The sequence below is a fragment of the Pseudomonas sp. R43(2017) genome (assembly GCF_002112345.1).
GTDB classification, from domain to species: Bacteria; Pseudomonadota; Gammaproteobacteria; order Pseudomonadales; family Pseudomonadaceae; genus Aquipseudomonas; species Aquipseudomonas kribbensis.
The window spans coordinates 619,093-644,147 of record NZ_NEHJ01000003.1 but is presented as its reverse complement, the minus strand read 5'-3'; the positions used below and the strand labels follow the sequence as shown (position 1 = coordinate 644,147).

Below are 25,055 nucleotides of genomic sequence, written 5' to 3'. Positions count from 1 at the left end.
GCATTCGTCAGAACCCGACGTTACTCGCCCTCAGAGCCTACAGGCAAGCGCCCATACCCAACTGCATCAGCGCCAGGCCGCCCTGATGCCAGCCCCACCACACCAGCGCCAGCAAGACAGCGCCGAGTGCGGTGATGGCGATTCGTGGCCAGATTCGCTTCATGCAGCGCTCGTACGGGCCTGCAGACGTTCGACCGGACGCTCGCGCACCGGCCAGTTCAGCGCGGCCGCCAACAGGCTCAAGAGAATCGCCACTTGCCAGATCAAGTCATAACTCCCGGTCCGGTCATACACCACCCCGCCCAGCCAGCCGCCGAGGAACGAGCCGAGCTGGTGGAACAGGAACACGATTCCGCCGAGCATGGACAGGTTTCGTACGCCAAACAAGGTCGCCACCGTACCGTTGGTCAACGGCACCGTCGACAGCCACAGGAACCCCATCGCCATACCGAACAGATACGCCGTAGTCGTCGTCACCGGCAGCCAGAGGAACAGCACGATCACCACCGCCCGCAGCAGGTACAACCCGGTCAGCAAGCGCGGCTTGGACATGCGTCCGCCGAGCCAGCCAGCGGTGTAGGTGCCGAAGATGTTGAACAGGCCGATCAACGCCAGCACCGTGGTACCGACGGTAGCCGGCAGATGCTGGTCGACGAGATAGGCCGGCAGGTGCACACCGATGAACACCACCTGGAAACCGCAGACGAAGAAACCGAACGCCAGCAGCCAGAACCCGGAATGCGAACAGGCTTCGCGCAGGGCTTCAGACAGCGTTTGCTCATGCCCGAGCACCGGCAGCGGCTTGTCCTTGAGCATGCTCACCAGCGGCACGATCAGCGCCACCAGCAGCCCCAGCACCAGCAATGCCGCCGACCAGCCCAGCCAGCCAATCAGCCCGAGGGTGCCCGGCAGCATCGCAAACTGACCAAAGGACCCGGCGGCGCTGGCGATACCCATGCCCATGCTGCGTTTTTCCGGCGGAACGGCACGACCAACCACACCGAGAATCACCGAGAAAGAAGTACCGGAGAGCCCGATACCGATCAGCAAACCGGCACTCAGGGACAGACCCAAAGCGGTCTCCGACAGCCCCATGAACACCAGGCCCAAGGCGTAAAGCACGCCACCGATCAGCACCACCTTTGCCGCGCCGAAGCGGTCGGCCAGTGCGCCGGTGAAGGGTTGTGCCAGGCCCCAGATCAGGTTCTGCAAGGCGATGGCGAAGGCGAACACCTCGCGCCCCCAGCCAAACTGGGCGCTCATCGGCGACAGAAACAGCCCAAAACCGTGCCGCACGCCCAATGACAACGCCAGAATCAGCGCACTCCCCAGCAACACCCAACCGCACGTACGCCACATCGAACTCATTGTTATTCTCCAGTCGCGGGTATATACCCGCTTAGATTCGGAAAAAACCGGCCCTCAGGCCAGTTCATCCAACAGCCGCAGCAAGGTTTCACGCTTCTCGGCACCCAGTCGGTCGATCAACCGCTGCTGCGCCGCTTCCCAGGCCGGCAGGGCCGCTGCCAGGCGTTGTGCGCCGGTTTCGGTGAGCCGGACGATGCGGTTGCGCATGTCTTCGCCTTCGGCCAGCGCCACCAGGCCCTCGCCTTCCAGCACCCGCAGATTGCGCCCGAGGGTGCTGCGATCCAGGCCCATGGCCTCGGCCAGTTCGGAAATGCTCGGTTGATCCAGACGCTGCAGGTTGCACAGCAGAGAATACTGGGCAACGTTGATCCCGAAGCCGTCGAGAGCGCCGTCGTAATGCCTGCTGACGCCACGGGCGGCGCGACGCAGGTTGGTGCACAAACACTGAGAAGGAAGCATGATGCGTGTATATACCCGCGAGTCTGTTAAATCAAGTTACAGATCAAAGTTACTTATCAAAACAAGGCCAGCCCGACCAGCACTGACATCTCCAGCAATTCCAGCAAGGCACCGGCCGTATCGCCCGTGGTTCCGCCCAGTCGCCGCACCATCAAATGCCGCAGCCAGATGAACACGACGACCGACAGCAGCAGCGCCACGACAGCGTTGAACCCGGCGATCAGCGTGCATACCGCCGCACTCACCACCAGCACCTGCCAACCCGTTTTGCGCGGCAGATGATCGGCCAGCGCCTGCCCCAACCCGCCGGCCCGCACATAGGTGGTAGTGAGGAACAGCCCGAGCAGCGCTGCTCGCCCCATCAGCGGCACGATGATCAACGCCATACCCTGTTGTTTTTCGATCAACGCCAGCAACGCGGCGTATTTGAGCAGTAACACCAGCACCAGCGTCACCACCGCGATCGGCCCGCTGCGCGGATCTTTCATGATCGTCAGCGTGCGCTCGCGATCACCGAAACCACCCAGCCACGCATCGGCGCTGTCCGCCAGGCCGTCGAGGTGCAGCGCGCCGCTGAGCAGCACCCACACCGTCAGCAACAACGCGGCATGCAGCAGCAATGGCGCGCCGACCAGAGCAATGTTCAGCGCCCAGAGAATCACGCCGAACAGCAAACCCACCAGCGGATAAAACAGCAGCGAGCGCCCGAGTTCTTCGGGCGCCGGCATGCCCGGCAGACGAATCGGCAGGCTGCTGAGAAATTGCAGGGCGATCCACAGGGGCAGCATGTCAGCACACTTCCTTGAGCGAACCATCGGACTCGACGATCAGCGAAAACAGCGCGCCGTGAGCAACTTCGACATTGAGCAGTTGTTCACGGGGCAAACCACGGGCCCGGGCCAGCAACAGGCGCATGACGCCACCATGACTGACCAGCAACACCCGCTCCCCCGCATGTGCCGCGTGCAAACGCATGACCGCCGCCAGCACCCGCGCTGAAAAGTCGCTGACCGCCTCACCCTGCGGCGGAGTAAACGAATAGGGATCGGCCCAGAACAGTCCAAGCGCTTCGGCATCGGTCTCCATCAACGCCGCCGCGCTCTGCCCTTCCCAGGCACCGAAATGCAGCTCTTGCAGATCCTTGTCCAGAGACACCGACAGATCCCGTTGCGCGCCCAACTCTTCAGCAAACCGCGCGCAACGCTGCAACGGCGAACTGACCAGCCGATCCCACGGCCCCTGCCCGATCACCGCCTCGCGCATCTGCGCCCAGCCCTTTTCGGTCAGTGCATCGTCGAGACTGCCGCGCAGGCCGCCGCCGAGTTCGGTTTCACCGTGGCGCAGCAGATCCAGACGCAAGGTCATGCCGGGCGGTCTGCCACGGCCGCTTCGGCGAAGGTCGCCATCTGCCCGTGCAGGTCGCAGGCCAGGCGCAGCAACGGCACCGCCAACGCCGCGCCGCTGCCCTCGCCCAGACGCAAGCCCAACTCCAACAGCGGTTCGGCGCCAAGGGTTTCCAGTACATGACGATGACCCGGCTCGGCACCGCGATGGCCGAACAACAGCCATTCACGGCAGGCAGGATTCAGCCGCACCGCCACCAGCGCCGCGACCGTGCAGATGAAACCGTCCACCAGCACCGCCACACCTTCCTGAGCACACGCCAGATACGCGCCGACCAAAGCCGCAATCTCGAAGCCGCCGAGATTGAACAGGGTCTGCAATACATCCCCACGTTGCGCCGCGTGGAGCGCCAGCGCCCGCTCGATCACCTGCGCCTTGTGACTGACGCCTTCGGCATTCAATCCAGTGCCGGGACCGGTCAGATGCACCACCGGGCAATCCAGCAAGGCACAAGCCAGCGCACTGGCAGCGGTGGTGTTGCCGATGCCCATTTCGCCGCCGATGAACAGTTGCGCGCCCGCCGCTTTTGCGCGCAACACGCTGTCGCGGCCGGCCTGCAAGGCCAGCTCGCCCTGAGCCTGAGTCATCGCCGCGCCCTTGGCGAAATTCGCCGTGCCCGGGCCGATGTTCAGATGACGCACGCCTGGCAGGTTCAGCGACGGGGTCACGGTGCCCAGATCCACCACTTCCAGTTGCGCACCGAGTTGCCGCGCCAGCACGCTGATCGCCGCGCCGCCACTGACGAAATTCAGCAGCATCTGCCCGGTGACTTCCTGCGGGAACGCGGAAACGCCTTCGGCGACAACGCCGTGGTCGCCGGCAAAAATCGCGATCCAGACCTGATCGAGTGTCGGCTTGATCCGGCCCTGCAATCCGGCCAGTTGCACCGCTACCGATTCGAGCTGCCCGAGGGAGCCGGCAGGTTTGGTCAATTGCTGCTGACGCGCCGCCGCATTTTCAACGGCGTCGGTATCCACCGGTTTGCACGGGTTCAGCCACCAGGCTTGAGTCATAACGCAGGTCCTTTCAGAGTCAGGGGCAGGCCGGCGACCGTCAGAACGACTCGCTGACAACGCTCGGCCAGAGCTTGATGCAGCCAACCGGCTTCATCGACGTAGCGGCGAGTCAATTCGCCCAGCGGCACGACACCCATTCCGGTCTCGTTGCTGACAAAAATGATTTCACCCGGCAGCGACGCCAGGCATTCGAGCAGGGCTTCGCGTTCGACGGCGAGACGTTCGGCGTCTTCGAGCATCAGCAGATTGGTCAGCCACAGCGTCAGGCAATCCACCAGCAGGCAGCGCTCGGTGCTGGCGGTTTCGCGCAGCACACGGGCCAGTTCCAGCGGCTCTTCGATCAATGCCCATTCGGCAGGACGACGGGCGCGGTGATGAGCGACGCGTTCATTCATCTCGCCATCCAGCGGCTGACTGGTGGCGATGTACGTCACGGCCAGCGCGCTGTCGGTGGCGAGCTTTTCGGCCAGGCGACTTTTGCCGGAGCGGGCGCCGCCGAGGATTAGTTGGAGCATGGATACATCCTATAAATATCAGTGCTACAGCTACCGCCTTCGCGAGCAAGCTCGCTCCCACAATGGATCGCATTTCAATGTGGGAGCGAGCTTGCTCGCGATGGGGCCAGCATGGGCATCACATTCCACAGAGTTGACGCAACAAATCAGTATCCAGGTGTTTCTCCACCAGATCCGCCAGCCGCTCGATATCGCGCTCGCGCAGGCCGTGGTAATCCACTTCTTGCACATCGCTCAAACCGGCCCAGCGCAACAGCGCCGCACTGGCCGCCGGCGATTCGAACAGGCCATGCAGGTAGGTGCCGAATATCTGGCCGTCAGAGCTTTGGGCGCCGTCGCAACGACCATCGTCCAGATGCACAGCGGCGTTTTCCAGCGCAGTTCCGGTCGTCACACCCGCATGAATTTCATAACCGCTGACCTCGGCATTTTCCAGCGCCAGACGCCCGCGCACATTGCGCAACTGCTTCTCGGCTTCGAGCTGGGTTTCGAATGCCAGCAGGCCCAGACCGGCGCTGGAGCCCGGCGCGCCTTCCAGGCCGAGCGGATCATGCACTTGCTCGCCGAGCATTTGCAGGCCGCCGCAAATTCCCAGCAGCTTGCCGCCATAGCGCAGATGCCGGCTGATGGCGGTTTCCCAGCCATTGGCGCGCAGATAGGCCAGATCGCTACGCACGCTTTTCGAGCCCGGCAGGATGATCAGATCGGCTGGCGGAATCGCTTGCCCCGGGCCGATGAATTGCAGGTCAACCTGCGGATGCAAACGCAGCGGATCGAAATCGGTGTGATTGCTGATGCGCGGCAGTACCGGCACCACCACTTTCAGGACTTGCTCGGCCTTGTCGGTCTGACGCTGGTCGATGCCGTCCTCGGCCTCCAGGTGCAGATCCATCACGTACGGCAACACGCCCACCACGGGTTTGCCGGTGCGCTGCTCCAGCCAGTCGAGGCCGGGTTGCAGCAAGGCGATATCGCCACGAAAACGGTTGATGATGAAGCCCTTCACCCGGGCCTGCTCGCTCGATGACAGCAACTCCAGCGTGCCCACCAGATGGGCAAACACGCCGCCACGATTGATGTCAGCGATCAGCAGCACCGGGCAGTCCACCGCTTCGGCGAAACCCATGTTGGCGATGTCACCGGCGCGCAGATTGATCTCAGCCGGCGAGCCCGCGCCCTCGACCATCACCAGCGGATACGCGGCGCTCAAGCGCTCGTGGGAGGCGAGCACCGCCTGCATGGCGATGGCTTTGTAGTCGTGATAGGCAACGGCGTTCATGCTGGTGACCGCACGACCGTGGATGATGACCTGGGCGCCTGTGTCGCTGTTCGGTTTGAGCAGCACCGGGTTCATGTCGGTATGCGGTTCAAGATGCGAGGCCTGCGCCTGCACCGCTTGCGCCCGGCCGATTTCGCCGCCGTCGGCAGTCACCGCGCTGTTGAGCGCCATGTTCTGCGGTTTGAATGGCACCACGGCAACACCCTGACGGGTCGCCCAGCGGCACAGCGCCGTCACCAGCGTGCTTTTGCCGGCATCGGAAGTGGTGCCTTGCACCATTAACGTAGTCATGCGGGTTTCTTGTCCATAGAGCGGTCCACGGCGAACGCTTGCAGAGCCTGCTCAAGACGCGCCTCATCGGCGGCATTGGCCGGCAGACCGAAACGCAGGCTGCTGTTGTGCGTAAAGAGACGCAGGAGGATGCCGCGACGGGCCATGAATTCGTGCAGTGCGTGAGCATGCTCGGTGATCAGCCACTGGAACAGCGCACAGCCGCCCTGGGGTTTGAAGCCATGGCGTTCGAGCAGCGCAGCCAGTCGTTCGCTGGCTTCGTCGCTGCGGATCCGCTGGCGGGTATGACCTTCGGTGTCTTGCAGGCAGGCCTGCCCCAGCACCCGGGTCGGCCCGCTGACAGCCCAGGGACCCACCTGCTCGGCCAGCAATCTGAGCAACTTGCGCTCGGCCAGCACGAACCCAAGCCGCACACCGGCCAGCCCGAAAAACTTGCCGAACGAACGCAACACGATCAGTCCGACCTGATGGGTATGCGGCGCCAGGCTCAGTTGCGGGGTGTTGTCCATGAACGCTTCATCGACCACCAGCCAGCCGCCGCGCTGGGCCAGCCGTGCATGCCAGTCGAGCAACTTCGCCGGCGTCAGGCTCAGGCCAGTGGGATTGTTCGGGTTGACCACCACCAGTACGTCGAGGCTGTCGAGGAAGAAATCGACTTCCTGCTCCAGCACCTCGCGCACGATGTAACCACTGCGCCGCCAGGCCTCGGCATGCTCGGCATAACACGGCGACAGCACACCGACCTTGCCGGCCCGACGCAATCGCGGCAGCAACTGGATGGCCATCTGCGAACCGGCCACCGGCAGCACCTGAGCGGCACCGTAGTAGTCGCACGCTGCCTGCTCCAGACCGTCATCGGTTTCCGGCAAACGCGCCCAGGCGCGCAACGGGATCTCCGGGACCGGAAACGGCCACGGCGCCAGCCCGGTGGACAGGTCGAGCCAGTCTTCTTCGGCGATGCCGTATTCCAGCGCCGCCCTGCGCAGCCGGCCACCGTGCTCAAGCATAGAATTCAGCCCCCACGCAGAGAATCAGCAGCCATAACCATACCCCGCGCTGGACCAATTGCCAGCCGCGATCGATGGAATCGGCATCCGCCGGCACACCTTCGCCCAGTTGCGGACGCTCGTGCAGCTCGCCGTGATAGATCGCCGGCCCGCCCAGTTCGACGCCCAAGGCACCTGCGCCGGCAGCCATCACCGGGCCTGCGTTCGGGCTGTCCCACTTCGGCGCCTGGGTGCGCCAGCATTTCAGCGCGAGTCGGGTCTTGCCCAGCAGCGCGTAGGTCAACGCCACCAGACGTGCAGGAATGTAGTTGAGGACGTCGTCGATTTTTGCCGCTGCCCAGCCGAAACGCTCGAAGCGTTCGTTGCGATAACCCCACATCGCGTCGAGGGTATTGCTCAGGCGATAGAGCACCACGCCCGGCGCACCGGCCACGACAAACCAGAAGATCGCGGCGAACACCGCATCGCTGCCGTTCTCCAGCACCGATTCGGTGGCGGCGCGGGCGACGGCGGTGCTGTCCAGTTCACTGGTCTGGCGGCTGACCAGATACCCCACGCGTTTGCGCGCCTCCTCCAGATCATCGCTGCGCAGGGCCTTGGCCACCGGCTCGACGTGCTCGCCGAGACTGCGCATGCCGAGGGCGCAATACAGCGCGACGATCTCGACGATCCAGCCCACATACGGCGCCCAGGACAATGCCGTGGCCAGTAACGTCAGCGGCAGCACCGCGATCACCCACGCGGTGACACCATGGCTGCGCCAGCCGCGCCCGCCGGTGTTGAATCGTTGCTCGATGCGCCCGGCAAAATTGCCGAACGCTACCAGCGGATGCCAGCGTTTCGGTTCACCCAGCAGCGCATCCAGCGCGACCGCGGCGACACTCAGCAACGCCACACTCATTGACTCACTCCCCAGAAATTTTCATACAGCAGCTCATTGAGCGGACGCGCCTGCGCCCACCCTTCGAGTACCAGCATCGGCGCCGGATAGAATTCCTTGACCGGCCCCAGGCAAAGAACTGCCAGCGGCTTGGCCCCGGCCGGCAGTTGCAGCAGATCGGCCAGCGCCTGCGGTTCGAACAGCGACACCCAGCCCATGCCCAGGCCTTCGGCGCGCGCCGCCAGCCACAGGTTCTGGATCGCGCAGGACAGTGAGGCCATGTCCATTTCCGGCAGCGTGCGGCGGCCGAAAATGTGCCGCTCGCGATCGTCCATCAAGGCTGCGACCAGCACCTCGGCGCAGTCATTGATGCCCTCGACCTTGAGCTTCATGAACTCGTCGCTGCGCTCGCCGAGGGCTTCGGCGGTGCGTACCCGTTCTTCTTCCACAAGATTCTGGATCTGTCCGCGCAAGGCGCGATCGCTGATGCGGATGAAACGCCACGGCTGCATCAGGCCGACGCTTGGTGCCTGATGGGCGGCTTCCAGCAAACGGCGCAGCAGTTCCGGCTCGACCGTGCCGCCGCTGAAGTGGCGCATGTCGCGGCGTTCGGCGATGGCGCGGTAGACCGCTGCGCGCTCGGTTTCAGTGAAGGCGTTGTCGGTCATGGCACCAACAGTGCGGCAATCGCCGACGGGTTCGACGGAAAGTAAAAGTGCACGTACGAGGCAGTCATCCGCCCTTTCCGATACACCGCTTCGGCGCCGCGCCCGCCATTGGGGCTGTGGCCTCGGGCAATCGGCGTCAGTTCGGCGGTGGTCAGGGAATGGTGATAGGTGTGGCCGCGTAGCAAGCCTTCCGGCAATTCGACCGATTGCAAGGCCAGAGCCGCCAGGCGCTTCTGCATCACTGCATCCCCTTTGAGCAGCCCGACCAGTTCGGCGCGTGTGCCTTCGACATCGGTCAGCGAGTCGAGCAGATAGAGCATGCCGCCACACTCGGCGAGCAACGGTTTGCCGGCGGCGTGATGCCCGCGAATCGCTTTGAGCATGTCGGCATTCTGCGACAAGGCAACGTGGTGCAATTCCGGATAGCCGCCGGGCAGGTACAAGCTGTCGGCTTCGGGCAATTGCGTATCGCGGATCGGCGAGAAGAAACTCAATTCCGCACCCATCGCCCTTAGAAGGTCGAGACTGGCGCCGTAGGTGAAGGCGAAGGCTTCGTCACGGGCGACGGCAATCCGCACGCCTTCGAGCAGTCTTTCGGTCTTCACGACTTCAGGTGCAGCGAACTCCACGGCCGGTGGCAGCGCTACCTCGCAAGTGCCGGCCAGCGCTTCGGCGGCGGCGTCGAGACGTACATCGAGGTCATTGAGCTCACCGGCCTGCACCAGGCCGAGATGGCGGCTTGGCAGTTCGATCCCGGTTTCCCGGGACAATGCGCCATACCAGCGCAGGCCTTCAGTGAGACTGCCTTCGAGCAATTGCGCATGGCGCACGGTGCCGACACGGTTGGCCAGCACCCCGGCGAACGGCAAGTCCGGCTGATAACGCGCCAGGCCCAGGGCCAGTGCGCCGAAGGTCTGGGCCATGGCGGTGCCGTCGATCACGCCGAGTACCGGCACGCCGAAATGCCGCGCCAGATCGGCGCTCGACGGCGTGCCATCGAACAAGCCCATCACACCTTCGATCAGGATCAGATCGGCTTCAGCGGCGGCTTCCCACAGCAGACGACGACTTTCCTGCTCGCCGACCATCCACATGTCCAGTTGATAGACCGGCGCACCGCTGGCGCGCTCGAGGATCATCGGGTCGAGAAAGTCCGGGCCGCACTTGAACACGCGGACCTTGCGGCCCTGATTGCGATGCAAGCGGGCCAGCGCGGCGGTGACGGTGGTCTTGCCCTGGCCGGAGGCCGGCGCGGCGATCAGTACCGCCGGGCAGTGACGTGGTTGATTCAAAGTTCGACGCCTTTCTGCGCTTTGATGCCGGCCTGGAAGGCGTGCTTGATCATGCCCATTTCGGTGACGGTGTCGCCCATCTCGATCATTTCCGGCTTGGCGGCGCGACCGGTGACGATCACATGCTGCATCGGCGGACGGGCCTGCAGATCGCTGAGCACCTGATCCAGATCGAGGTAACCGTGTTTGAGGGCGATGTTCAGTTCATCGAGCACCACCAGACCGATCGACGGATCACGCAGCAGCTCACGGGAGACTTCCCATGCAGCTTCTGCGGCGGCGATGTCGCGCTGGCGATCCTGGGTTTCCCAGGTGAAGCCTTCGCCCATCACATGAAAACGTACTTGCTCGGGGAAGCGGCGGAAGAACAGCTCTTCCCCGGTGCTGTTGCGGCCCTTGATGAACTGCACCACGCCGCACTGCATGCCGTGGCCCATGGCGCGGGCGAGCATGCCGAATGCCGAGCTGCTTTTGCCTTTGCCGTTGCCGGTGAGCACCAGCACCAAGCCGCATTCGTCGGGCGAATTGGCGATGCGCTCGTCGATCACGGCTTTTTTGCGCTGCATGCGCGCCAGATGGCGCTCGTCGCGTTCGGGGGAATCAGTCATGGGGGAGCTCTCCGTTGAGGCTGGATAACGGCGGGCAGGCACAAGAATAGACGGCAACAAGCCTGGCATCGCCCACCGTGATGCCGCTGGATGGATCAGGCCGGTCTCCGGGCTCATGAGCGGCGTTCGCCTGGCTGCGCGCCTTCCCGCTTTGCAGCAGTGGCATCCGACGCAGCTTTCACTCATTTACCGTTGCGGGGGCAGCGCCGGGATCGTGATGGTTCTTCGCTTGAAGACAATCCTCACCGGCTTCCCTGTTTCACTCTGTCGACAGCGGTCACAGAGCACCTGAAACAAGCCGCGAAGGTTAGAGGGTTGGGGGTGGAGCGTCAAATGAAGAGGGGGTCGTGCGGCAAATAACTGCCGTCGATCAATTATCTGACGCCAATCTTGTGCCACACTGTCAGCAGTGATATCAAAGAGCCATGCTTTTTGACTGCAGAGAGCACATCACAATAACAAGGGAGAGCACCATGCAAGGCATGATCATCAGCAATCCGCGGCTGGAATTCCTGCGCCCGGTGCTGGAACGATGGTTTGACTGTATCGACCGCTACAACGCCGTGCGCGGCGACAACGACACACCGTACTGGCACGACGAAAAAGCCAACCTCGGCCTGCTGTCCGCCGCCGCGTGGATGGCCGAACTGGTGACCCTGCGCGACACCGCCACGCGCAAACAGAACGAGGAAGGCGAACGCAATGCCCGCGCCGACCTGTTCCTGGCCGGCGCCGAAGATCGCGCCTACATTCAGGCGACCCAGCGCTGGCCGCGCGTCAACAGCCTGAATCTGACCCAGGCTCTGGCCGATATCACCAGCGACGCCAAGCGCATCAGCTACGCCAGCGATCTCAAACTCGGCTGTCTGTTCGTCGCCCCACAGAAAGCCCAGCACAGCGCCAGCCCGGAAGAACTGCAGGACATGGTCGACGACCTGCAAAAGGAACATACCTGCGCCGTCGCCTGGTACTTCCCGTACGCCTATCGCAAATTGCGCAGCGAGGCCGGCAACTATCACCCCGGCATTGCCGTGCTGTTCAAGGAGGCACGCGGCTGAGGGGTTGAACCATCGGGCTGGTGTGCTTCTCTATGATTAGGAATGCATTCATAGGGAAGATCAGTAATGCGCAAGCCCCACCTCGTTTTCGTCATCGCACTCGCCGGAGGGCTCACCGCCTGTGGTGAATCCTCCAGCCTGCAAGTCTCGGACGGCACCGGCCCGTCCCCCAAACTGCCCGAACCGAACAAGACCCTGATCCCGACGGTGAACATCGCCCCGGCGATCGGCTGGCCGGCCGGCGCGAAACCGACGCCAGCGGCAGGCACTCAGGTGGCGGCGTTTGCCGAGAATCTCGATCACCCGCGCTGGCTCTACGTGCTGCCCAACGGCGATGTGCTGGTGGCGGAAACCAATGCCCCGCCAAAACCGGACGACGGCAAAGGCATACGCGGCTGGGTGATGAAAAAAGTCATGGGCCGCGCCGGTGCCGGCGTACCGAGCCCGAACCGCATCACCCTGCTGCGTGATGCCGATCACGACGGCGTGGCCGAGACGCGCACCGTATTCCTGCAAAACCTCAATTCACCGTTTGGCATGACGCTGGTCGGCAACGATCTGTACGTCGCCGACACCGACCGCCTGCTGCGCTTTCACTACGAACCCGGCGCAACCGAAATCAAGAGCCAACCGATCAAGGTCGTGGACCTGCCGGGCGGCCCGCTCAACCATCACTGGACCAAGAACGTCATTGCCAGCAAGGATGGCAGCAAGCTGTACGTCACCGTCGGCTCGAACAGCAACGTCGGCGAAAACGGCCTGGATCAGGAAGAAGGTCGCGCAGCAATCTGGGAAGTGGACCGGGCGACCGGCAATCACCGGATCTTCGCTTCGGGCATTCGCAACCCCAACGGCCTGGCCTGGGAGCCGAAAAGCGGCGCGCTGTGGACCGCAGTGAACGAGCGGGACGAGATCGGCAGCGATCTGGTGCCGGACTACATCACCTCGGTCAAGGATGGCGGCTTCTATGGCTGGCCGTTCAGCTATTACGGCCAGCACGTCGATGTCCGCGTCGAGCCACAAAACCTGGACCTGGTGGCCAAGGCCATCGCTCCGGATTACGCCGTCGGCCCGCACACTGCTTCACTGGGCCTGACCTTCGCCGAGGGCAACACGCTGCCGGCCCAATTCAAGGAAGGCGCATTTATTGGCCAGCACGGCTCGTGGAACCGCAAGCCGCACAGTGGCTACAAGGTGATCTTCGTGCCGTTTGCCGCCGGCAAGCCGAGCGGAACGCCGGTGGATGTACTGACCGGTTTTCTCGACAAGGACGAAAACGCTTTGGGTCGCCCGGTTGGCGTGGTGATTGATCAGCAAGGCGGATTGCTGGTCGCGGACGATGTGGGGAACAAGGTGTGGCGCGTGTCGGCGGCTAAATAGCCCAGGCCCTGAAACAAAAAAACCGTGGGAGCCAGTGTGCTCCCACGGTTTTTTATTGATTCGCAGCTTTACGGATTGTGCGCCAGATGCTCCGGCTGCAGAACGCGCTTGGCACTCAGGTAGGCCTTCTGCCAATAGGCTTTCGACAGGCTGTCCAGCTTCACCGTACCGCCGGTGGCCGGGGCGTGAACGAAGCGCCCTTCCCCGACATAAATTCCCGCATGACTGACCTGAGAGCCGCCGTTGGTGGCGAAGAAGATCAGGTCGCCAGTCTGCAGCCCTTCCTTGCCGACATTCGGCGCCTGCATGACGATCATCTCGCGGGTCGAGCGCGGCAGGCTGATGCCGGCCGCATCGCGGTAGACGAAACCGATCAGGCCGCTGCAATCAAAGCCCGAGTCCGGCGTGTTGCCACCCCAGCGATAAGGCGTGCCCACCAGCCCGAGCGCGCGGAACAGCACGTCTTCGGCAGCGGGAGAGAAAGCCTGGGAGGATCCGAACACAATCGGCGCGCGAACCACGGGGGCTGGCGGCGGAGTGCGGCTGGCGCAAGCGCTGAGCAGCGCTGCGAAGAACATCAGGGCAAGGCGGGCCGTCATCGTCATAAGCAGAACATCCTGATCTGGCTGCGGCTTTTACTGCCGATTCGACAGAAAACAAAACCGCCTGCGTTGGGACGCAGGCGGTTTGCCATCAATATAGATCAGGATTCTAGCGGCTACGCGGCAAACTTCAAGTAAGACTTTAACTTCACCTTGTAAAGTTTGAGTCTATTGCCCCTGAAGGACCGCCTGTCGCCACGAGCGTGGCGACAAAAGCGTGATTACTTGCGAGCGGTAACCACGGTTGGTGCGTTCGCCAAAGCACGTTTGGCTTCGATGAAGGTCTTGCTCCAGTAGCTGTCACCCAGGCTGTCGATACGGACACCGCCGCTGCGACGACTGCTGGAGTGAATGAACTGGTTGTCGCCCAGGTAGATCCCGGCGTGGCTGACACGACCGCGACGACCATTGGTGGCGAAGAACAGCAGATCACCCGGCTCGAGGTTGCCGCGCGATACCAGCGGAGCATCCACGTTGATCATTTCGCGGGTGGAGCGCGGCAGGTTCATGCCGGCTTCTTCGCGGAACAGGTAGCCGATGAAACCGCTGCAATCGAACCCGGCTTCAGAGGTACCGCCGAAACGGTAACGGGTACCGATCAGGGACATGCCGCGTTCAAGAATGCTGTCGGCCAGAACCGGAAGCTGGTAAGGCTTCTTGCCATTGAAAGCGGCCAGTTCCTTTTCGGTGTCCAGCTCTTCCTGGTAAATAACGGAAGACTGGGCGGTGGCAGAATTTTTAGCCTGTTGTTGCTGCTCTTGAACAGGTGAATGAGCAGCGCAACCGAACAACAGGGTGACGAGTGCGAGAGGCACGAGGGGTGCGAAGCGCTTTAGCATGGGCACGACCGTGGCTGATAGTTGTAAAGAAGCCGAGACTATGCCCGCTATCAGCCTCATTTGCAAATTCAATCGATCTTTTTGTGACTTCCCGGTTTCTCGTTTACATCTAAGCGCTTAAGCCTATTTGAATCGAGACGCAGCCTGCGCAATGCACAGGAAAGCGGGTTTTCTGGCGCCTGAAATATGCCGAAACCCGCTGAAAGCCCCGGTTTTACCAGCCCAGGGTTTCTTTCAGGAAGGGAATGGTCAGCTTGCGCTGAGCCTGCAAAGAGGCCTGATCGAGCTGCTCGAGCAGGTCAAAAAGCGCGCTCATGCTGCGGGTGCCGCGAGTCAAAATAAAATGCCCGACTTCGTCGGTCAGATGCAGACCGCGACGGGATGCACGCAATTGCAGGGCACGCAATTTGTCTTCATCGGAGAGAGGACGCATCTGGAAAATCAGCGCCAGAGTCAGACGCGACTTCAAGTCAGCCAGCTTTACCGGCAATTCACGCGGCGAGGTGGAGGCGGCGATCAGCAATCGACGACCGCTGTCGCGCAGACGGTTGAACAGGTGAAACATCGCCTCTTCCCAGTCGGGCTTGCCGGCGATCACCTGCAAGTCGTCCAGGCAGACCAGTTCGTACTGTTCGAGGTTGTCGAGGATTTCGATGCCGCGATCCATCAACTCGGCCAGCGGCAGGTACACCGCCGGTTCGCCCATCTGTTCGAAACGCAGGCACGCGGCCTGCAACAGATGCGTACGCCCTACCCCGTGCTTGCCCCACAGATAGATCAGGCTTTCGGTCCAGCCAGCGTCGGCTTCGCATAGACGCTCGACATAGCCGAGTGCAGCGGCATTGGCGCCTGGGTAGTAGTTGATGAAGGTGGCGTCGTCACGCAGACGCACACCTAGGGGCAGCTGAATCGGTTTCATGCTGACTGAACAGTTCCCAAGGAACCGTTAGTGGCCTCTGTGTAAAGTGTGCGAAGTTTATACCCGTGAAGCGGAGCGCACAATGCGACAGACCCCAAGCAAAATCAAAGGTTTGCGTTAACGTGCTGGTTTTATGACAGTTTCTTTGGCGCCCGAGTGCCGGTATCGCCTGCATGAGACGGGCCAACCCGGCAATTCACCGGGCGGCCCTACCTCGCCTTACAGCTTCGGATCATCGACTCCGCTATACATTTCGGAGTCCTTGTACAAATCATGGACGTGGCGCACCAACACCATGATCACCGCCGCCACCGGTAACGCCAGCAACACACCGGTGAAGCCGAACAACTCACCACCGGCCAGGATCGCAAAGATCACCGCCACCGGATGCAGCCCGATTCGATCACCCACCAGCAACGGCGTCAGCACCATGCCTTCCAGAGCCTGACCGACCATGAATACCGCGACGATTCCGATCATCGGGTACAAGTCACCGCCAAACTGGAACAGCCCGGCAATCAGCGCAGCGCCGATCCCGATCACAAACCCCATATAAGGCACGATGGCCGCCAGACCGGCGATCAGGCCGATCAACAGGCCCAGCTCCAGACCGACAATCATCAGCCCCGCCGCATAGATCACGCCCAGCGCCAGCATCACCAGCAACTGCCCGCGCACGAACGCCCCGAGCACCTCGTGACATTCGCCCGCCAGCGCCACCACACGCTCTTCACGATCACGCGGCAACAGGCTGCGGATCTTGGCCATCATCACGTCCCAGTCGCGCAGCAAGTAGAAACTCACCACCGGGATCAGCACCAGATTTGCCAGCCAGCCGATCAGCGCCAGACTGGAAGCGGTGGCCTGGCTCAGTACCACGCCGACGATATCGGTGGTCTGGCCCATGTGCTCGGTGATTGCTGCCTTGACCTTGTCGAACTTCCAGAAGCCATCCGATAACCCCAGCTTCGACTGCGCCCATGGCAACGCCGTGTGTTGCAGCCAGTCGAGCATCTGCGGTGCCAGTTCGTACAAACGCAGCAACTGCTTGGCGAGCATCGGTACCAGCACCAGCAGCAACGTGGTGAAGATCAGGGTGAACAAGGCGAACACCGCTATCACGCCCCAGGTGCGGGACAAGCCGAGCCGCTCAAGACGATCCACCAACGGATCGAACAGATAAGCAAGCAACAGCGCCACCAGAAACGGCGTGAGGATCGGATGCAGCAACCAGACAAACGCGCAAAGCAGGAGCACCCCACCGAGCCAGAACCAACGCCGCGTATCGGCCATGTAACACTCCATTGCTTCTATATATGAAAGAAAAACCTACCAGCGGAACCGCAACGACGGTGCCGCTGGTGCCGGTGCCGGCGCAACGACAGGCGCACCGCCTGGCACTGCAGGCTGCGGAGCCACCGGAGCCGGCGCCTCGGCCGGCATTTCCTGCAACTTCGCCAGCGACATCTGCGCCCGTAACTGATCGGCACTGCCGTTGACCCGATACACAATGTGATCGGCATCGACACTCTGCACCCGCACACCAAAAGGCTCGAGCATCCGCAGCAACGTCGCGTAATGCTCCAGATTCATGCCCTGCACTTCCAGCGTCTGCTGACCCGAAGCGCCAGGCTTGGCAACAAAGCGCGGCGCCAGGCGCTCGGCCACCGCCAGCATCACAGCATCTGCAACAGCGGCCTGATCAGCCCCCTGCACACTTCCCGCCTCTTTCTGATCACCCAGCCACAAGTGCCATTTGGCTTGCCACTGACCACCCTCCTCACGAGCATGCACGGCGAGCAAGGCGTCAGCGTTGTAGCGTTCAGACGCCGCATGAAGCGGCGCCGGATCGGTGCCTTCGAGCGTCGGCGCGGTCGCGACCAGTTGCTCACTCAGATCCGCCAGCGGCAGGCGCAACGGCAACCCTCGGTGCTGGGCGGCACGCCGCAATGGCGCCGCACTGGCCTGACCGTCACCCACCAGACTCGAGCCTTCGGTGGAGTCGTTCAGCCACCAGCTCAGAATCGACGGCCGGCTCGCGCCCCACAGCGACAACCCGGCACGGCGCAGCGCCTGCTCGGTGGTGGCCGGATCGAAGTCGACCTTCAATACCTCCGGCGGCCCGGCATCGAAACCAAACTGGCTGATGATCTGTTGCGGATCCTTGCGAATCGGCGTCAGCCCGGGATTCTGCGGCGCCTTCGGATCCCCCGTGAGACGCAGCACCAGCGTATCCAGCGCCGCTTGCGTGGCACGATCACGCTCCTCCGGCGACTGGCCGTTGACCGGTTCGCGCACCTGATAAAGCCCTTTGACGTTTTCGGCCTGGCTCGCCAGGCTGACCAGAGACAAGCAGCCCACTAACAGCAATTTACACAAACGCATGGAGAATTCCCGTCGACAAGAGCGGCTGGAACAGGCCGCGTGAACCGGATTGAGCAAGCCTGTGACCACTGGCCGTTGCAAAACATTCACACGCTGGCGATAAGTTTTTGCACAGCCCTAACGATAGACGGTTCCTTATACAGGCACCCGTGATGTCACCCACAGCTTCATTTGCAAAAAATTTCGGCCGATATGCCCCTGCCCGTCGGCGTGAGGATGGCCGCTGCCCCTCAAGCCTGATAAAATCGCGCGCCTTCGCAGACCGGCAACAGCCGGGCACCTCGAAATTCGCGTGAGGCCATCGCCCCCTCGATTTCGAAGTTCCCGCTGAACTCGGTCGTTACCCCTGAATCCCCTCCCCTAAAGGCCTGGATCATGAGCAAGCAACCCTCCCTGAGCTACAAGGACGCCGGTGTAGACATCGACGCCGGTGAAGCATTGGTCGAACGCATCAAGAGCGTCGCCAAGCGCACTGCGCGCCCGGAAGTCATGGGCGGCCTGGGCGGTTTCGGCGCCCTCTGCGAAATCCCGGCCGGCTACAAGCAGCCAGTACTGGTTTCCGGCACCGACGGCGTCGGCACCAAGCTGCGTCTGGCGCTGAACCTGAACAAGCACGACAGCATCGGCCAGGATCTGGTCGCCATGTGCGTCAACGACCTGGTGGTGTGCGGCGCCGAGCCACTGTTCTTCCTTGACTACTACGCCACCGGCAAGCTGAACGTCGACGTAGCTGCCACCGTGGTCACCGGCATCGGTGCAGGCTGCGAACTGGCTGGCTGCTCGCTGGTCGGCGGCGAAACCGCTGAAATGCCTGGCATGTACGAAGGCGAAGACTACGATCTGGCCGGCTTCTGCGTCGGCGTCGTGGAAAAAGCCGAAATCATCGACGGCTCGAAAGTCGCCACCGGTGACGCCCTGATCGCCCTGCCATCGTCCGGCCCGCACTCCAACGGCTACTCGCTGATCCGCAAGATCATCGAAGTGTCCGGCGCCGACATCGAAACCGTTCAGCTCGACGGCAAGCCGCTGACCGATCTGCTGATGGCCCCGACCCGCATCTACGTGAAGCCGCTGCTCAAGCTGATCAAGGACACCGGCGCCGTCAAGGCCATGGCCCACATTACCGGTGGCGGCCTGCTGGACAACATCCCGCGCGTTCTGCCAAAAGGCGCTCAAGCCGTGGTTGACGTGGCCAGCTGGAATCGCCCGGCCGTCTTCGACTGGCTGCAAGAGAAAGGCAACGTCGACGAGACCGAAATGCACCGCGTACTGAACTGCGGCGTGGGCATGGTGATCTGCGTGGCTCAGGAGCACGTAGAGACTGCGCTGAGCAACCTGCGTGATGCCGGCGAACAGCCTTGGGTCATCGGCCAGATCGGCGTTGCCGCCGAAGGCGCTGCCCAGGTCGAGCTGAAAAACCTCAAGGCTCACTAATGCCTAATACCTGTGATGTCGTGGTGCTGTTGTCCGGCACCGGCAGTAACTTGCAGGCCCTGATCGACAGCACGCGGACCGGCGACAGCCCGGTCCGCATCGCTGCGGTGATTTCCAACCGCGCCGACGCCTACGGCCTACAACGCGCCAGTGACGCGGGTATCGCCACCCGCTCGCTGGATCACAAGGGTTTCGAAGGTCGCGAGGCCTTCGATACCGCCCTGATCGCACTGATCGACGAATTCAATCCGAAACTCGTGGTACTGGCCGGCTTCATGCGCATTCTCAGCGCTGACTTCGTCCGGCACTATCAGGGTCGCCTGCTTAACATCCATCCGTCGCTGCTACCCAAATACAAAGGGTTACACACTCATCAGCGCGCGCTGGAAGCCGGCGACGCCGAACACGGCTGCTCCGTGCACTTCGTCACCGAGGAACTCGATGGCGGACCACTGGTCGTACAGGCAGTAATACCGGTAGAGTTGCACGATTCGCCGCAGAGTCTGGCGCAACGGGTTCACGTTCAGGAACACCTGATCTACCCGATGGCCGTACGCTGGTTTGCCGAAGGACGGCTGACCCTCGGCGAGCAAGGTGCTTTACTGGATGGCCAGCTACTCGGGGCCAGCGGTCACTTGATTCGAAACTAGGAGATTTTATGCGTCGCGCCCTGCTCTTCGCTTGCGCTCTGCTTGCCCTGCCTTTCGCCCAGGCGGCAGACCTTCAACCGTTCTCCGCCAGCTACACCGCCGACTGGAAACAGTTGCCCATGAGCGGTACCGCCGAACGCAGCCTGACCAAGGAAGCCAACGGCGTCTGGAAGCTCAGCTTCAAGGCTTCGATGATGATCGCCAGCCTGTCCGAGGAAAGCACCCTGACCCTGGACAAGGACACCCTGCTTCCGCAGTCCTACCACTTCGAACGTGGTGGCCTGGGCAAGGCGAAAAAGGCTGATCTGGACTTCGACTGGAACAACAAACTGGTCACCGGCACCGACCGTGGCGACGCGGTCAAAGTCCCGCTGAACCGTGGCATGGTCGACAAGTCCACCTATCAGCTGGCGCTGCAGCATGATGTCGCGTCCGGCAAGAAGACCATGAGCTATCAAGTGGTCGACGGTGGCGATGTCGACACCTATGACTTCCGCGTCCTGGGTACCGAGAAAGTCGAGACCAAGGCCGGCAAGATCGACGCGATCAAGGTCGAACGCGTGCGTGACCCGACACAAAGCAAGCGCACCACTGTGATGTGGTTCGCCAAGGACTGGGATTACCTGCTGGTTCGCCTGCAACAGGTCGAGACCGACGGCAAGGAGTACAACATCATGCTCCAGGACGGCACGGTCAACGGCAAGACAGTCAAAGGCAGTTGATTCAACGAAAAGCCCCGCAAACGCGGGGCTTTTTTTCGCCTTCGATTCGAGCTCAGCGCACCAGAAAGCCCAGAATCACTTCGGTGACGTGGGACAGACGTTCATTGAGCGCCTTGGGCGTCACCAGATCGCGACCATGAATGGTCGACAGCGTGTGCTGATTGGCCAGATAGAAATAGGTCAGCCCCACCAGCGTGAAATACAGCTGAACCGGATCGACCCCTCCGCGAAAGACCCCCTCGATACGCCCCTGCTCCAGAATCCGCCCGAGATTGTCCACCAGTGGAGACGCCAGCTCCGGCAAACGACTCGACCCCGCCAGGTGCCGTGCCCGGTGCAGGTTTTCATTGTTCACCAGCGCCATGAATTCCGGATGATCGTTATAGAAACGCCACGAAAACTCGATCAACCGGCGAATCGCATCCATCGGCGGCAACGCCTCCAGATCCAGTTCACGCTCGGCCTGACGCAACTGCAGATAACCCTCCTCCAGCACACACAGGAACAGTTCTTCCTTGTTGGCGTAGTAGTAATAGATCAGTCGCTTGTCGACGCCGGCACGCTCGGCGATCTCCTCAAAACGCGCGCCCTCCAGCCCCTGCTCGGCAAATACGCCACGGGCAGCCTCGAGGATGGTTTGCTGGGAGCGCTTGGCATTGCGTGAACGCTTGGTTTGCGTCACTTCATTGATAGAGTCGGTCATGGGCGAGTCGGTGGCCGAAATCCTGTGGAGTGAAGCTTTGGAGAATACCCGAAGTCCGTAGCGGCGGTGGAGGCCAAATCCCTGGCCACCACCTCTCGGCCAGACTGGCCTCAGTCAACGCCTTCCAGAAACACACCCCGTGGTTTCACTTGTGGCTTGTCGCGCGGCGCGTCCCGCCCCAGGTCTTGCATGTCCACATCAAAGGTTTCCCGGGCGCTCCAGGTGGCCAGCGCCGCAATGGCACAGGCCAGCAACGTCAGGCAGGCCGCCGGCAGCCAGGGGCGATGGATCGAAGTCATGAACGCCGCCGCAATGATCGGCGCGAACCCCGACAATGCAAAACCGACCTGAGTACCGATCGCCATGCCCGACAGCCGCACGCGGGTACTGAACATCTCACCGAAGAACGCCGGCCAGATGCCGTTCGCCGCACTGAAGCAGATCCCCGACATCAACACACCGAGCACGAACATCAGCGGCAGGTTGTGCTGCTCGATCGACCACAGGTACGGAAACATCAGCAAACCGCTGGCCAGCACTCCGAACAGATAGACCGGCCGGCGCCCGATCAGGTCGGCGAGCATCGCCCACAGCGGAATGGCGAACAGGGCCACGATATTGGTCATGATCGTCAACCAGAGCATGGTGCTGCGTTCGACACCCGCGATATTCACCGCATAGGACAGGGAAAAGATCCCGAACACGGTACTGACCGTGGATACCATGGCTGCCAGCGCCACCCGCACCACATCACTGCGATAGTCGGCAAACAGGGTTTTCAGCGGCATCCGGGCTGTCTGATTGCGCTCACGCTCCTCCTGGAACACCGGGGTTTCCTCGATATTGCGCCGGATCAGAAAGCCGACGACCAACACCACCACGCTCAACCAGAATGGAATGCGCCAGCCCCAGGACAGCAACTGTTCTTCCGGCATCGCGGAAATCGGCAGGAACACCAGCGTCGCCAGAATCAGCCCGGCCTGGGTGCCACTCAAGGTGAAACTGGTGAAGAACGCCCGTTGTCGCGACGGTGCATGTTCGAGCGTCATCGAGTTGGCCCCCGCCTGCTCCCCTGATGCCGAGAAGCCCTGACACAGGCGCAGAATCACCAGCATGATCGGCGCCGCGATCCCGATGCTGTCGTAACTTGGCAGGCACCCGACCAGAAAGGTCGAGACGCCCATCAGCAGCAGGGTCAGCACCAGCACCCGCTTGCGTCCGAAGCGGTCGCCCAGATGCCCCAGAAACAAGGCACCCACCGGGCGCGCGATGTAACCCACGCCAAACGTGGCCAAGGCCAGAAGAACACCGGTGGCCGGCTCCGACGCCGGGAAGAAAACCTTGCCGAACACCAGCGCCGCCGCCGTGCCGTAGATGAAAAAGTCGTAGTACTCCATCGCACTGCCAATCCAGCCCGCCAATGCTGCCTTGCCCGGCGTTTTTTTGGTTTTTGTTGCCTGGGTATTCATTGCTACCTCCGCTACCGCTTTATCGACTGCCCGACGGCTGCCGGGAAAAACCGGCGCCGTGGATGCCTTGTTGTTTTTGTTGTTGAGTCTGGTGCGAGCCGGCAAGGCGCACCTGTGCGTCGATCGTCAGGTCAGTGGATGAAACCCTCCCCTTATGATCCGGCGTCTGGCCGCGATCGCGTGCATCAGTGACAAACGGCGGGTGCTTCATCCAGATCACCCCAGGCGTCCAGCTCCAGACTGACGAGCAGCGCCCGCGTCTTCTCCAGCATTCGTCTGGCACGCTCCACGGCCGGCCATTGAGCGGCGAGACTGCGCATGGGCACCTCCAGGCTCAGCGGGATCTGACGTGGCATCGCCCTGAGCAGGCGTTGCAGGTCCAGACCGCCATCTCCGGGCATCAACCGCTCGGCCCGGGCCTGATGCAGCAAGGTGTTCAGATCGACCGGGCGCTGCGCAGGCGCGTCGCAAAGCTGCATCAACCGGAAGTACTGCGGTGGCACCCCGGCAAGCGCCTCGACGCGATCGCCGGCCCGGTCGAAGTGGATCGGATCGATCAGAATCCCCGCATTGGCACAATCCGCCGCCTCGATCAGACGCGCCGCCGCCCCCACACTGCCGACCGCCACCCAGGGTGTCGGCTCCAGGTTTGCGCTGATGCCATAGCCAGCCGCCATTTCGCAAAAACCGCCGAACAGATCGGTCATTTGCGAAAAGTCCGCGACCTGCCCGGACACCACGGCATTGCGCGCACCGAGCAGCGCTCCGGTTTCCAGAGCTGCACGAAACGTCTTGAGATCCGTGGTCGGCTGCAGGCGGAACAGCTCGATGTCCGACACCACGATCCCGGTGTCGCGCAAACGGCGCGCGGTATCCCGGATCAACGCTGTATCGCCGACCGAATCCCATTGCGGTTCCTGATCCGTCGCCGGGATCAGGCGCAGCCCGAGGCAGTCATAACCGGCCACCGCCGCGCACTCGACCATTTCCACCGGCGACAGCTCCAGGTGCGACAGCGGCGCCAGGCCAATCAGGCGCCCCATGACGTCCCTCCTTCCAGGCGTACGACGGCACCGGTGCGAGCGGCGGCATGCACAGCGAGCGTCGCTTCAAGGGTACGGAAGCCATCCTCGGCGGAGCACACCGGGCGCTCGTTGCCGGCGATGACCGCACAAAAGTGGCGCATCTGTTCGGCATAAGGACAGCCGATATGCGGAACGGAGCGCTCCATGGTGATCGCGTCATGCCAGCCCTTTTGGCCGTGATAGCGCCACAGTTCCAGTCGCGGCAAGGTGAGCGACCCTTCGGTGCCCGAGAAGAAGTGCGAATTGACGTCATCCTGACGCGGAAAACGCTCGGCCTCGCCCGCCGACAGATCCCAGTTCCATGGCGCCGCCGTGGCATCGGAGACCGATACGGTGCCCAGCGCGCCGTTGCGAAAACGCAGCAGCACCGCAGCGGTGTCCTCTACCTCGAAGCGCCGGACTTTGCTGGACGTGATGGCTTGCAGACTCTCGATCTCGCCGAACAGAAAGCGCAGCAGGTCGATGTCATGAATCAGGTTGATCAGCACCGGCCCGCCACCGGCCTGCCGGCGCCACGCAGTCTCGAAGTAATCGTCCGGCTTGAGCCAGGTGCACAACGCCGTCACGCTGACCGGTCGCCCCAGCAAACCGGCATCCACGATCGATTTGGCATGCCGCATGATCGGGTTGTAGCGCCGCTGATGGCCGACCAGTGCGGGTACGCCGTGGGCGGCGGAGGCCGCGCAGATGCGCCGGGCGTTTACCAGTGTGTCGGCGATCGGTTTCTCGACCAGCACCGCCACCTTGCGCTCAAGGCAATCAACCGCCACATCGGCATGGGTGACGTTGGGCGTCGCCACCACTACACCACGCGGTTTTGCCACTTGCAGCATGGCGTCGTAATGCTCGAACCATGGCACGCCAAGAGAAGCTGCCAGTGCCTGTGAGGCAGGTGTGGGATCGGCAATGCCGACCAGCTCCACGTTTTCCTGGGCCATGGCACGTTCGATGTGGGTCTTGCCAATCAAGCCTGCGCCAATGACGCCGATCGGGATCTTGTTCACGTTGTTTCCTTCATCGGG

Annotated in this window: 28 protein-coding genes and 1 riboswitch; of the genes, 5 read left to right on the top strand and 23 right to left on the bottom strand. The window is 62.4% G+C overall.

The features are described 5' to 3' along the window. Positions 1-37: 37 nt before the first annotated feature. From CAG02_RS30030 to cobO, 13 genes are all read right to left on the bottom strand, one after another. Complete coding sequence (locus CAG02_RS30030) at positions 38-163, bottom strand: hypothetical protein (protein WP_256576024.1); 126 nt, start codon at positions 161-163, stop codon at positions 38-40. Next, the gene (locus tag CAG02_RS11465; RefSeq protein WP_085710595.1) at positions 160-1,368 is read right to left on the bottom strand and encodes an MFS transporter; all 1,209 of its coding nucleotides are present in this window, start codon (positions 1,366-1,368) and stop codon (positions 160-162) included. The genes CAG02_RS30030 and CAG02_RS11465 overlap by 4 nt, the downstream gene beginning before the upstream one ends. Before the next feature lie 54 nt (positions 1,369-1,422). Next, positions 1,423-1,827, bottom strand: a complete 405-nt coding sequence (locus CAG02_RS11460; protein ID WP_007950413.1) for a MarR family winged helix-turn-helix transcriptional regulator — start codon at positions 1,825-1,827, stop codon at positions 1,423-1,425. 56 nt (positions 1,828-1,883) lie between these two features. Further along, positions 1,884-2,615: an adenosylcobinamide-GDP ribazoletransferase gene (locus CAG02_RS11455; protein WP_085710594.1), complete on the bottom strand. Its 732-nt coding sequence runs from the start codon at positions 2,613-2,615 to the stop codon at positions 1,884-1,886. A gap of 1 nt (position 2,616) precedes the next feature. Then, the gene (cobC, locus tag CAG02_RS11450) at positions 2,617-3,192 is read right to left on the bottom strand and encodes an alpha-ribazole phosphatase family protein (protein WP_085710593.1); all 576 of its coding nucleotides are present in this window, start codon (positions 3,190-3,192) and stop codon (positions 2,617-2,619) included. Beyond that, positions 3,189-4,244, bottom strand: a complete 1,056-nt coding sequence (gene cobT / locus CAG02_RS11445) for a nicotinate-nucleotide--dimethylbenzimidazole phosphoribosyltransferase (protein WP_085710592.1) — start codon at positions 4,242-4,244, stop codon at positions 3,189-3,191. Before cobT ends, cobC begins: the two co-directional genes overlap by 4 nt. Next, entirely contained in the window at positions 4,241-4,762 is a 522-nt protein-coding gene (cobU, locus tag CAG02_RS11440) for a bifunctional adenosylcobinamide kinase/adenosylcobinamide-phosphate guanylyltransferase (protein WP_085710590.1), read from the bottom strand. The genes cobT and cobU overlap by 4 nt, the downstream gene beginning before the upstream one ends. Before the next feature lie 118 nt (positions 4,763-4,880). Then, positions 4,881-6,332, bottom strand: coding sequence for a cobyric acid synthase (locus CAG02_RS11435; protein ID WP_085710589.1), 1,452 nt, complete (start codon positions 6,330-6,332; stop codon positions 4,881-4,883). Continuing rightward, positions 6,329-7,339 carry a threonine-phosphate decarboxylase CobD gene (gene cobD, locus CAG02_RS11430; RefSeq protein WP_085710587.1) on the bottom strand — a complete coding sequence of 337 codons (1,011 nt, stop codon included), beginning with the start codon at positions 7,337-7,339 and terminating at the stop codon, positions 6,329-6,331. The genes CAG02_RS11435 and cobD overlap by 4 nt, the downstream gene beginning before the upstream one ends. After that, the gene (cbiB, locus tag CAG02_RS11425; protein WP_085710586.1) at positions 7,332-8,240 is read right to left on the bottom strand and encodes an adenosylcobinamide-phosphate synthase CbiB; all 909 of its coding nucleotides are present in this window, start codon (positions 8,238-8,240) and stop codon (positions 7,332-7,334) included. The genes cobD and cbiB overlap by 8 nt, the downstream gene beginning before the upstream one ends. Next, positions 8,237-8,887: a 5,6-dimethylbenzimidazole synthase gene (gene bluB / locus CAG02_RS11420; RefSeq protein WP_085710584.1), complete on the bottom strand. Its 651-nt coding sequence runs from the start codon at positions 8,885-8,887 to the stop codon at positions 8,237-8,239. Before bluB ends, cbiB begins: the two co-directional genes overlap by 4 nt. Continuing rightward, positions 8,884-10,179, bottom strand: a complete 1,296-nt coding sequence (locus tag CAG02_RS11415; protein WP_085710582.1) for a cobyrinate a,c-diamide synthase — start codon at positions 10,177-10,179, stop codon at positions 8,884-8,886. The genes bluB and CAG02_RS11415 overlap by 4 nt, the downstream gene beginning before the upstream one ends. Continuing rightward, positions 10,176-10,787, bottom strand: coding sequence for a cob(I)yrinic acid a,c-diamide adenosyltransferase (gene cobO / locus CAG02_RS11410; RefSeq protein ID WP_007950401.1), 612 nt, complete (start codon positions 10,785-10,787; stop codon positions 10,176-10,178). Before cobO ends, CAG02_RS11415 begins: the two co-directional genes overlap by 4 nt. A gap of 80 nt (positions 10,788-10,867) precedes the next feature. Further along, positions 10,868-11,094: riboswitch (cobalamin riboswitch) on the bottom strand. Positions 11,095-11,260: 166 nt separating this feature from the next. Between cobO and CAG02_RS11405 the strand changes: the two genes are divergently transcribed. After that, positions 11,261-11,845, top strand: a complete 585-nt coding sequence (locus CAG02_RS11405; protein WP_085710581.1) for a hypothetical protein — start codon at positions 11,261-11,263, stop codon at positions 11,843-11,845. Positions 11,846-11,911: 66 nt separating this feature from the next. Further along, entirely contained in the window at positions 11,912-13,225 is a 1,314-nt protein-coding gene (locus CAG02_RS11400) for a sorbosone dehydrogenase family protein (RefSeq protein ID WP_085710579.1), read from the top strand. Positions 13,226-13,293: 68 nt separating this feature from the next. Here CAG02_RS11400 and CAG02_RS11395 read toward each other — a convergent pair whose 3' ends face one another. The 5 genes from CAG02_RS11395 to CAG02_RS11375 form a co-directional block, all read right to left on the bottom strand. After that, positions 13,294-13,830 carry a C40 family peptidase gene (locus CAG02_RS11395; protein ID WP_085710577.1) on the bottom strand — a complete coding sequence of 179 codons (537 nt, stop codon included), beginning with the start codon at positions 13,828-13,830 and terminating at the stop codon, positions 13,294-13,296. Between the two features lie 218 nt (positions 13,831-14,048). Continuing rightward, positions 14,049-14,666, bottom strand: a complete 618-nt coding sequence (locus CAG02_RS11390; protein ID WP_085710576.1) for a C40 family peptidase — start codon at positions 14,664-14,666, stop codon at positions 14,049-14,051. Between the two features lie 214 nt (positions 14,667-14,880). Further along, entirely contained in the window at positions 14,881-15,585 is a 705-nt protein-coding gene (gene hda / locus CAG02_RS11385; protein ID WP_025111852.1) for a DnaA regulatory inactivator Hda, read from the bottom strand. Positions 15,586-15,804: 219 nt separating this feature from the next. After that, positions 15,805-16,878 carry an AI-2E family transporter gene (locus CAG02_RS11380; RefSeq protein WP_085710575.1) on the bottom strand — a complete coding sequence of 358 codons (1,074 nt, stop codon included), beginning with the start codon at positions 16,876-16,878 and terminating at the stop codon, positions 15,805-15,807. A gap of 36 nt (positions 16,879-16,914) precedes the next feature. Then, on the bottom strand, positions 16,915-17,970 hold the full coding sequence (locus tag CAG02_RS11375) for a DUF2066 domain-containing protein (protein WP_085710573.1): 1,056 nt from the start codon (positions 17,968-17,970) through the stop codon (positions 16,915-16,917). A gap of 375 nt (positions 17,971-18,345) precedes the next feature. Here CAG02_RS11375 and purM point away from each other — a divergent pair, with 375 nt between their 5' ends. Genes purM through CAG02_RS11360 form a run of 3 tightly spaced genes read left to right on the top strand, consistent with a single transcriptional unit; the run spans position 18,346 to position 20,776 of the window. Further along, positions 18,346-19,404 carry a phosphoribosylformylglycinamidine cyclo-ligase gene (gene purM / locus CAG02_RS11370; RefSeq protein ID WP_085710572.1) on the top strand — a complete coding sequence of 353 codons (1,059 nt, stop codon included), beginning with the start codon at positions 18,346-18,348 and terminating at the stop codon, positions 19,402-19,404. Continuing rightward, positions 19,404-20,054 carry a phosphoribosylglycinamide formyltransferase gene (gene purN / locus CAG02_RS11365; RefSeq protein ID WP_085710571.1) on the top strand — a complete coding sequence of 217 codons (651 nt, stop codon included), beginning with the start codon at positions 19,404-19,406 and terminating at the stop codon, positions 20,052-20,054. The genes purM and purN overlap by 1 nt, the downstream gene beginning before the upstream one ends. Positions 20,055-20,062: 8 nt before the next feature. Continuing rightward, positions 20,063-20,776, top strand: coding sequence for a DUF3108 domain-containing protein (locus CAG02_RS11360; protein ID WP_085710569.1), 714 nt, complete (start codon positions 20,063-20,065; stop codon positions 20,774-20,776). A 52-nt stretch (positions 20,777-20,828) separates the two neighbouring features. Here the strand turns inward: CAG02_RS11360 and CAG02_RS11355 are convergent, their stop codons facing one another. From CAG02_RS11355 to CAG02_RS11340, 5 genes are all read right to left on the bottom strand, one after another. Then, positions 20,829-21,479, bottom strand: coding sequence for a TetR/AcrR family transcriptional regulator (locus CAG02_RS11355; RefSeq protein ID WP_085710568.1), 651 nt, complete (start codon positions 21,477-21,479; stop codon positions 20,829-20,831). A 110-nt stretch (positions 21,480-21,589) separates the two neighbouring features. Further along, positions 21,590-22,948 carry an MFS transporter gene (locus CAG02_RS11350; RefSeq protein WP_085710567.1) on the bottom strand — a complete coding sequence of 453 codons (1,359 nt, stop codon included), beginning with the start codon at positions 22,946-22,948 and terminating at the stop codon, positions 21,590-21,592. A gap of 19 nt (positions 22,949-22,967) precedes the next feature. Then, a complete protein-coding gene (locus CAG02_RS29545) occupies positions 22,968-23,159 on the bottom strand; it encodes a hypothetical protein (protein ID WP_139831866.1) in 192 nt (63 codons plus the stop codon). Beyond that, a complete protein-coding gene (locus CAG02_RS11345; protein WP_085710565.1) occupies positions 23,134-23,991 on the bottom strand; it encodes a sugar phosphate isomerase/epimerase in 858 nt (285 codons plus the stop codon). The genes CAG02_RS29545 and CAG02_RS11345 overlap by 26 nt, the downstream gene beginning before the upstream one ends. Next, positions 23,979-25,037: a Gfo/Idh/MocA family protein gene (locus CAG02_RS11340; RefSeq protein WP_085710564.1), complete on the bottom strand. Its 1,059-nt coding sequence runs from the start codon at positions 25,035-25,037 to the stop codon at positions 23,979-23,981. The genes CAG02_RS11345 and CAG02_RS11340 overlap by 13 nt, the downstream gene beginning before the upstream one ends. Positions 25,038-25,055 lie beyond the last annotated feature (18 nt).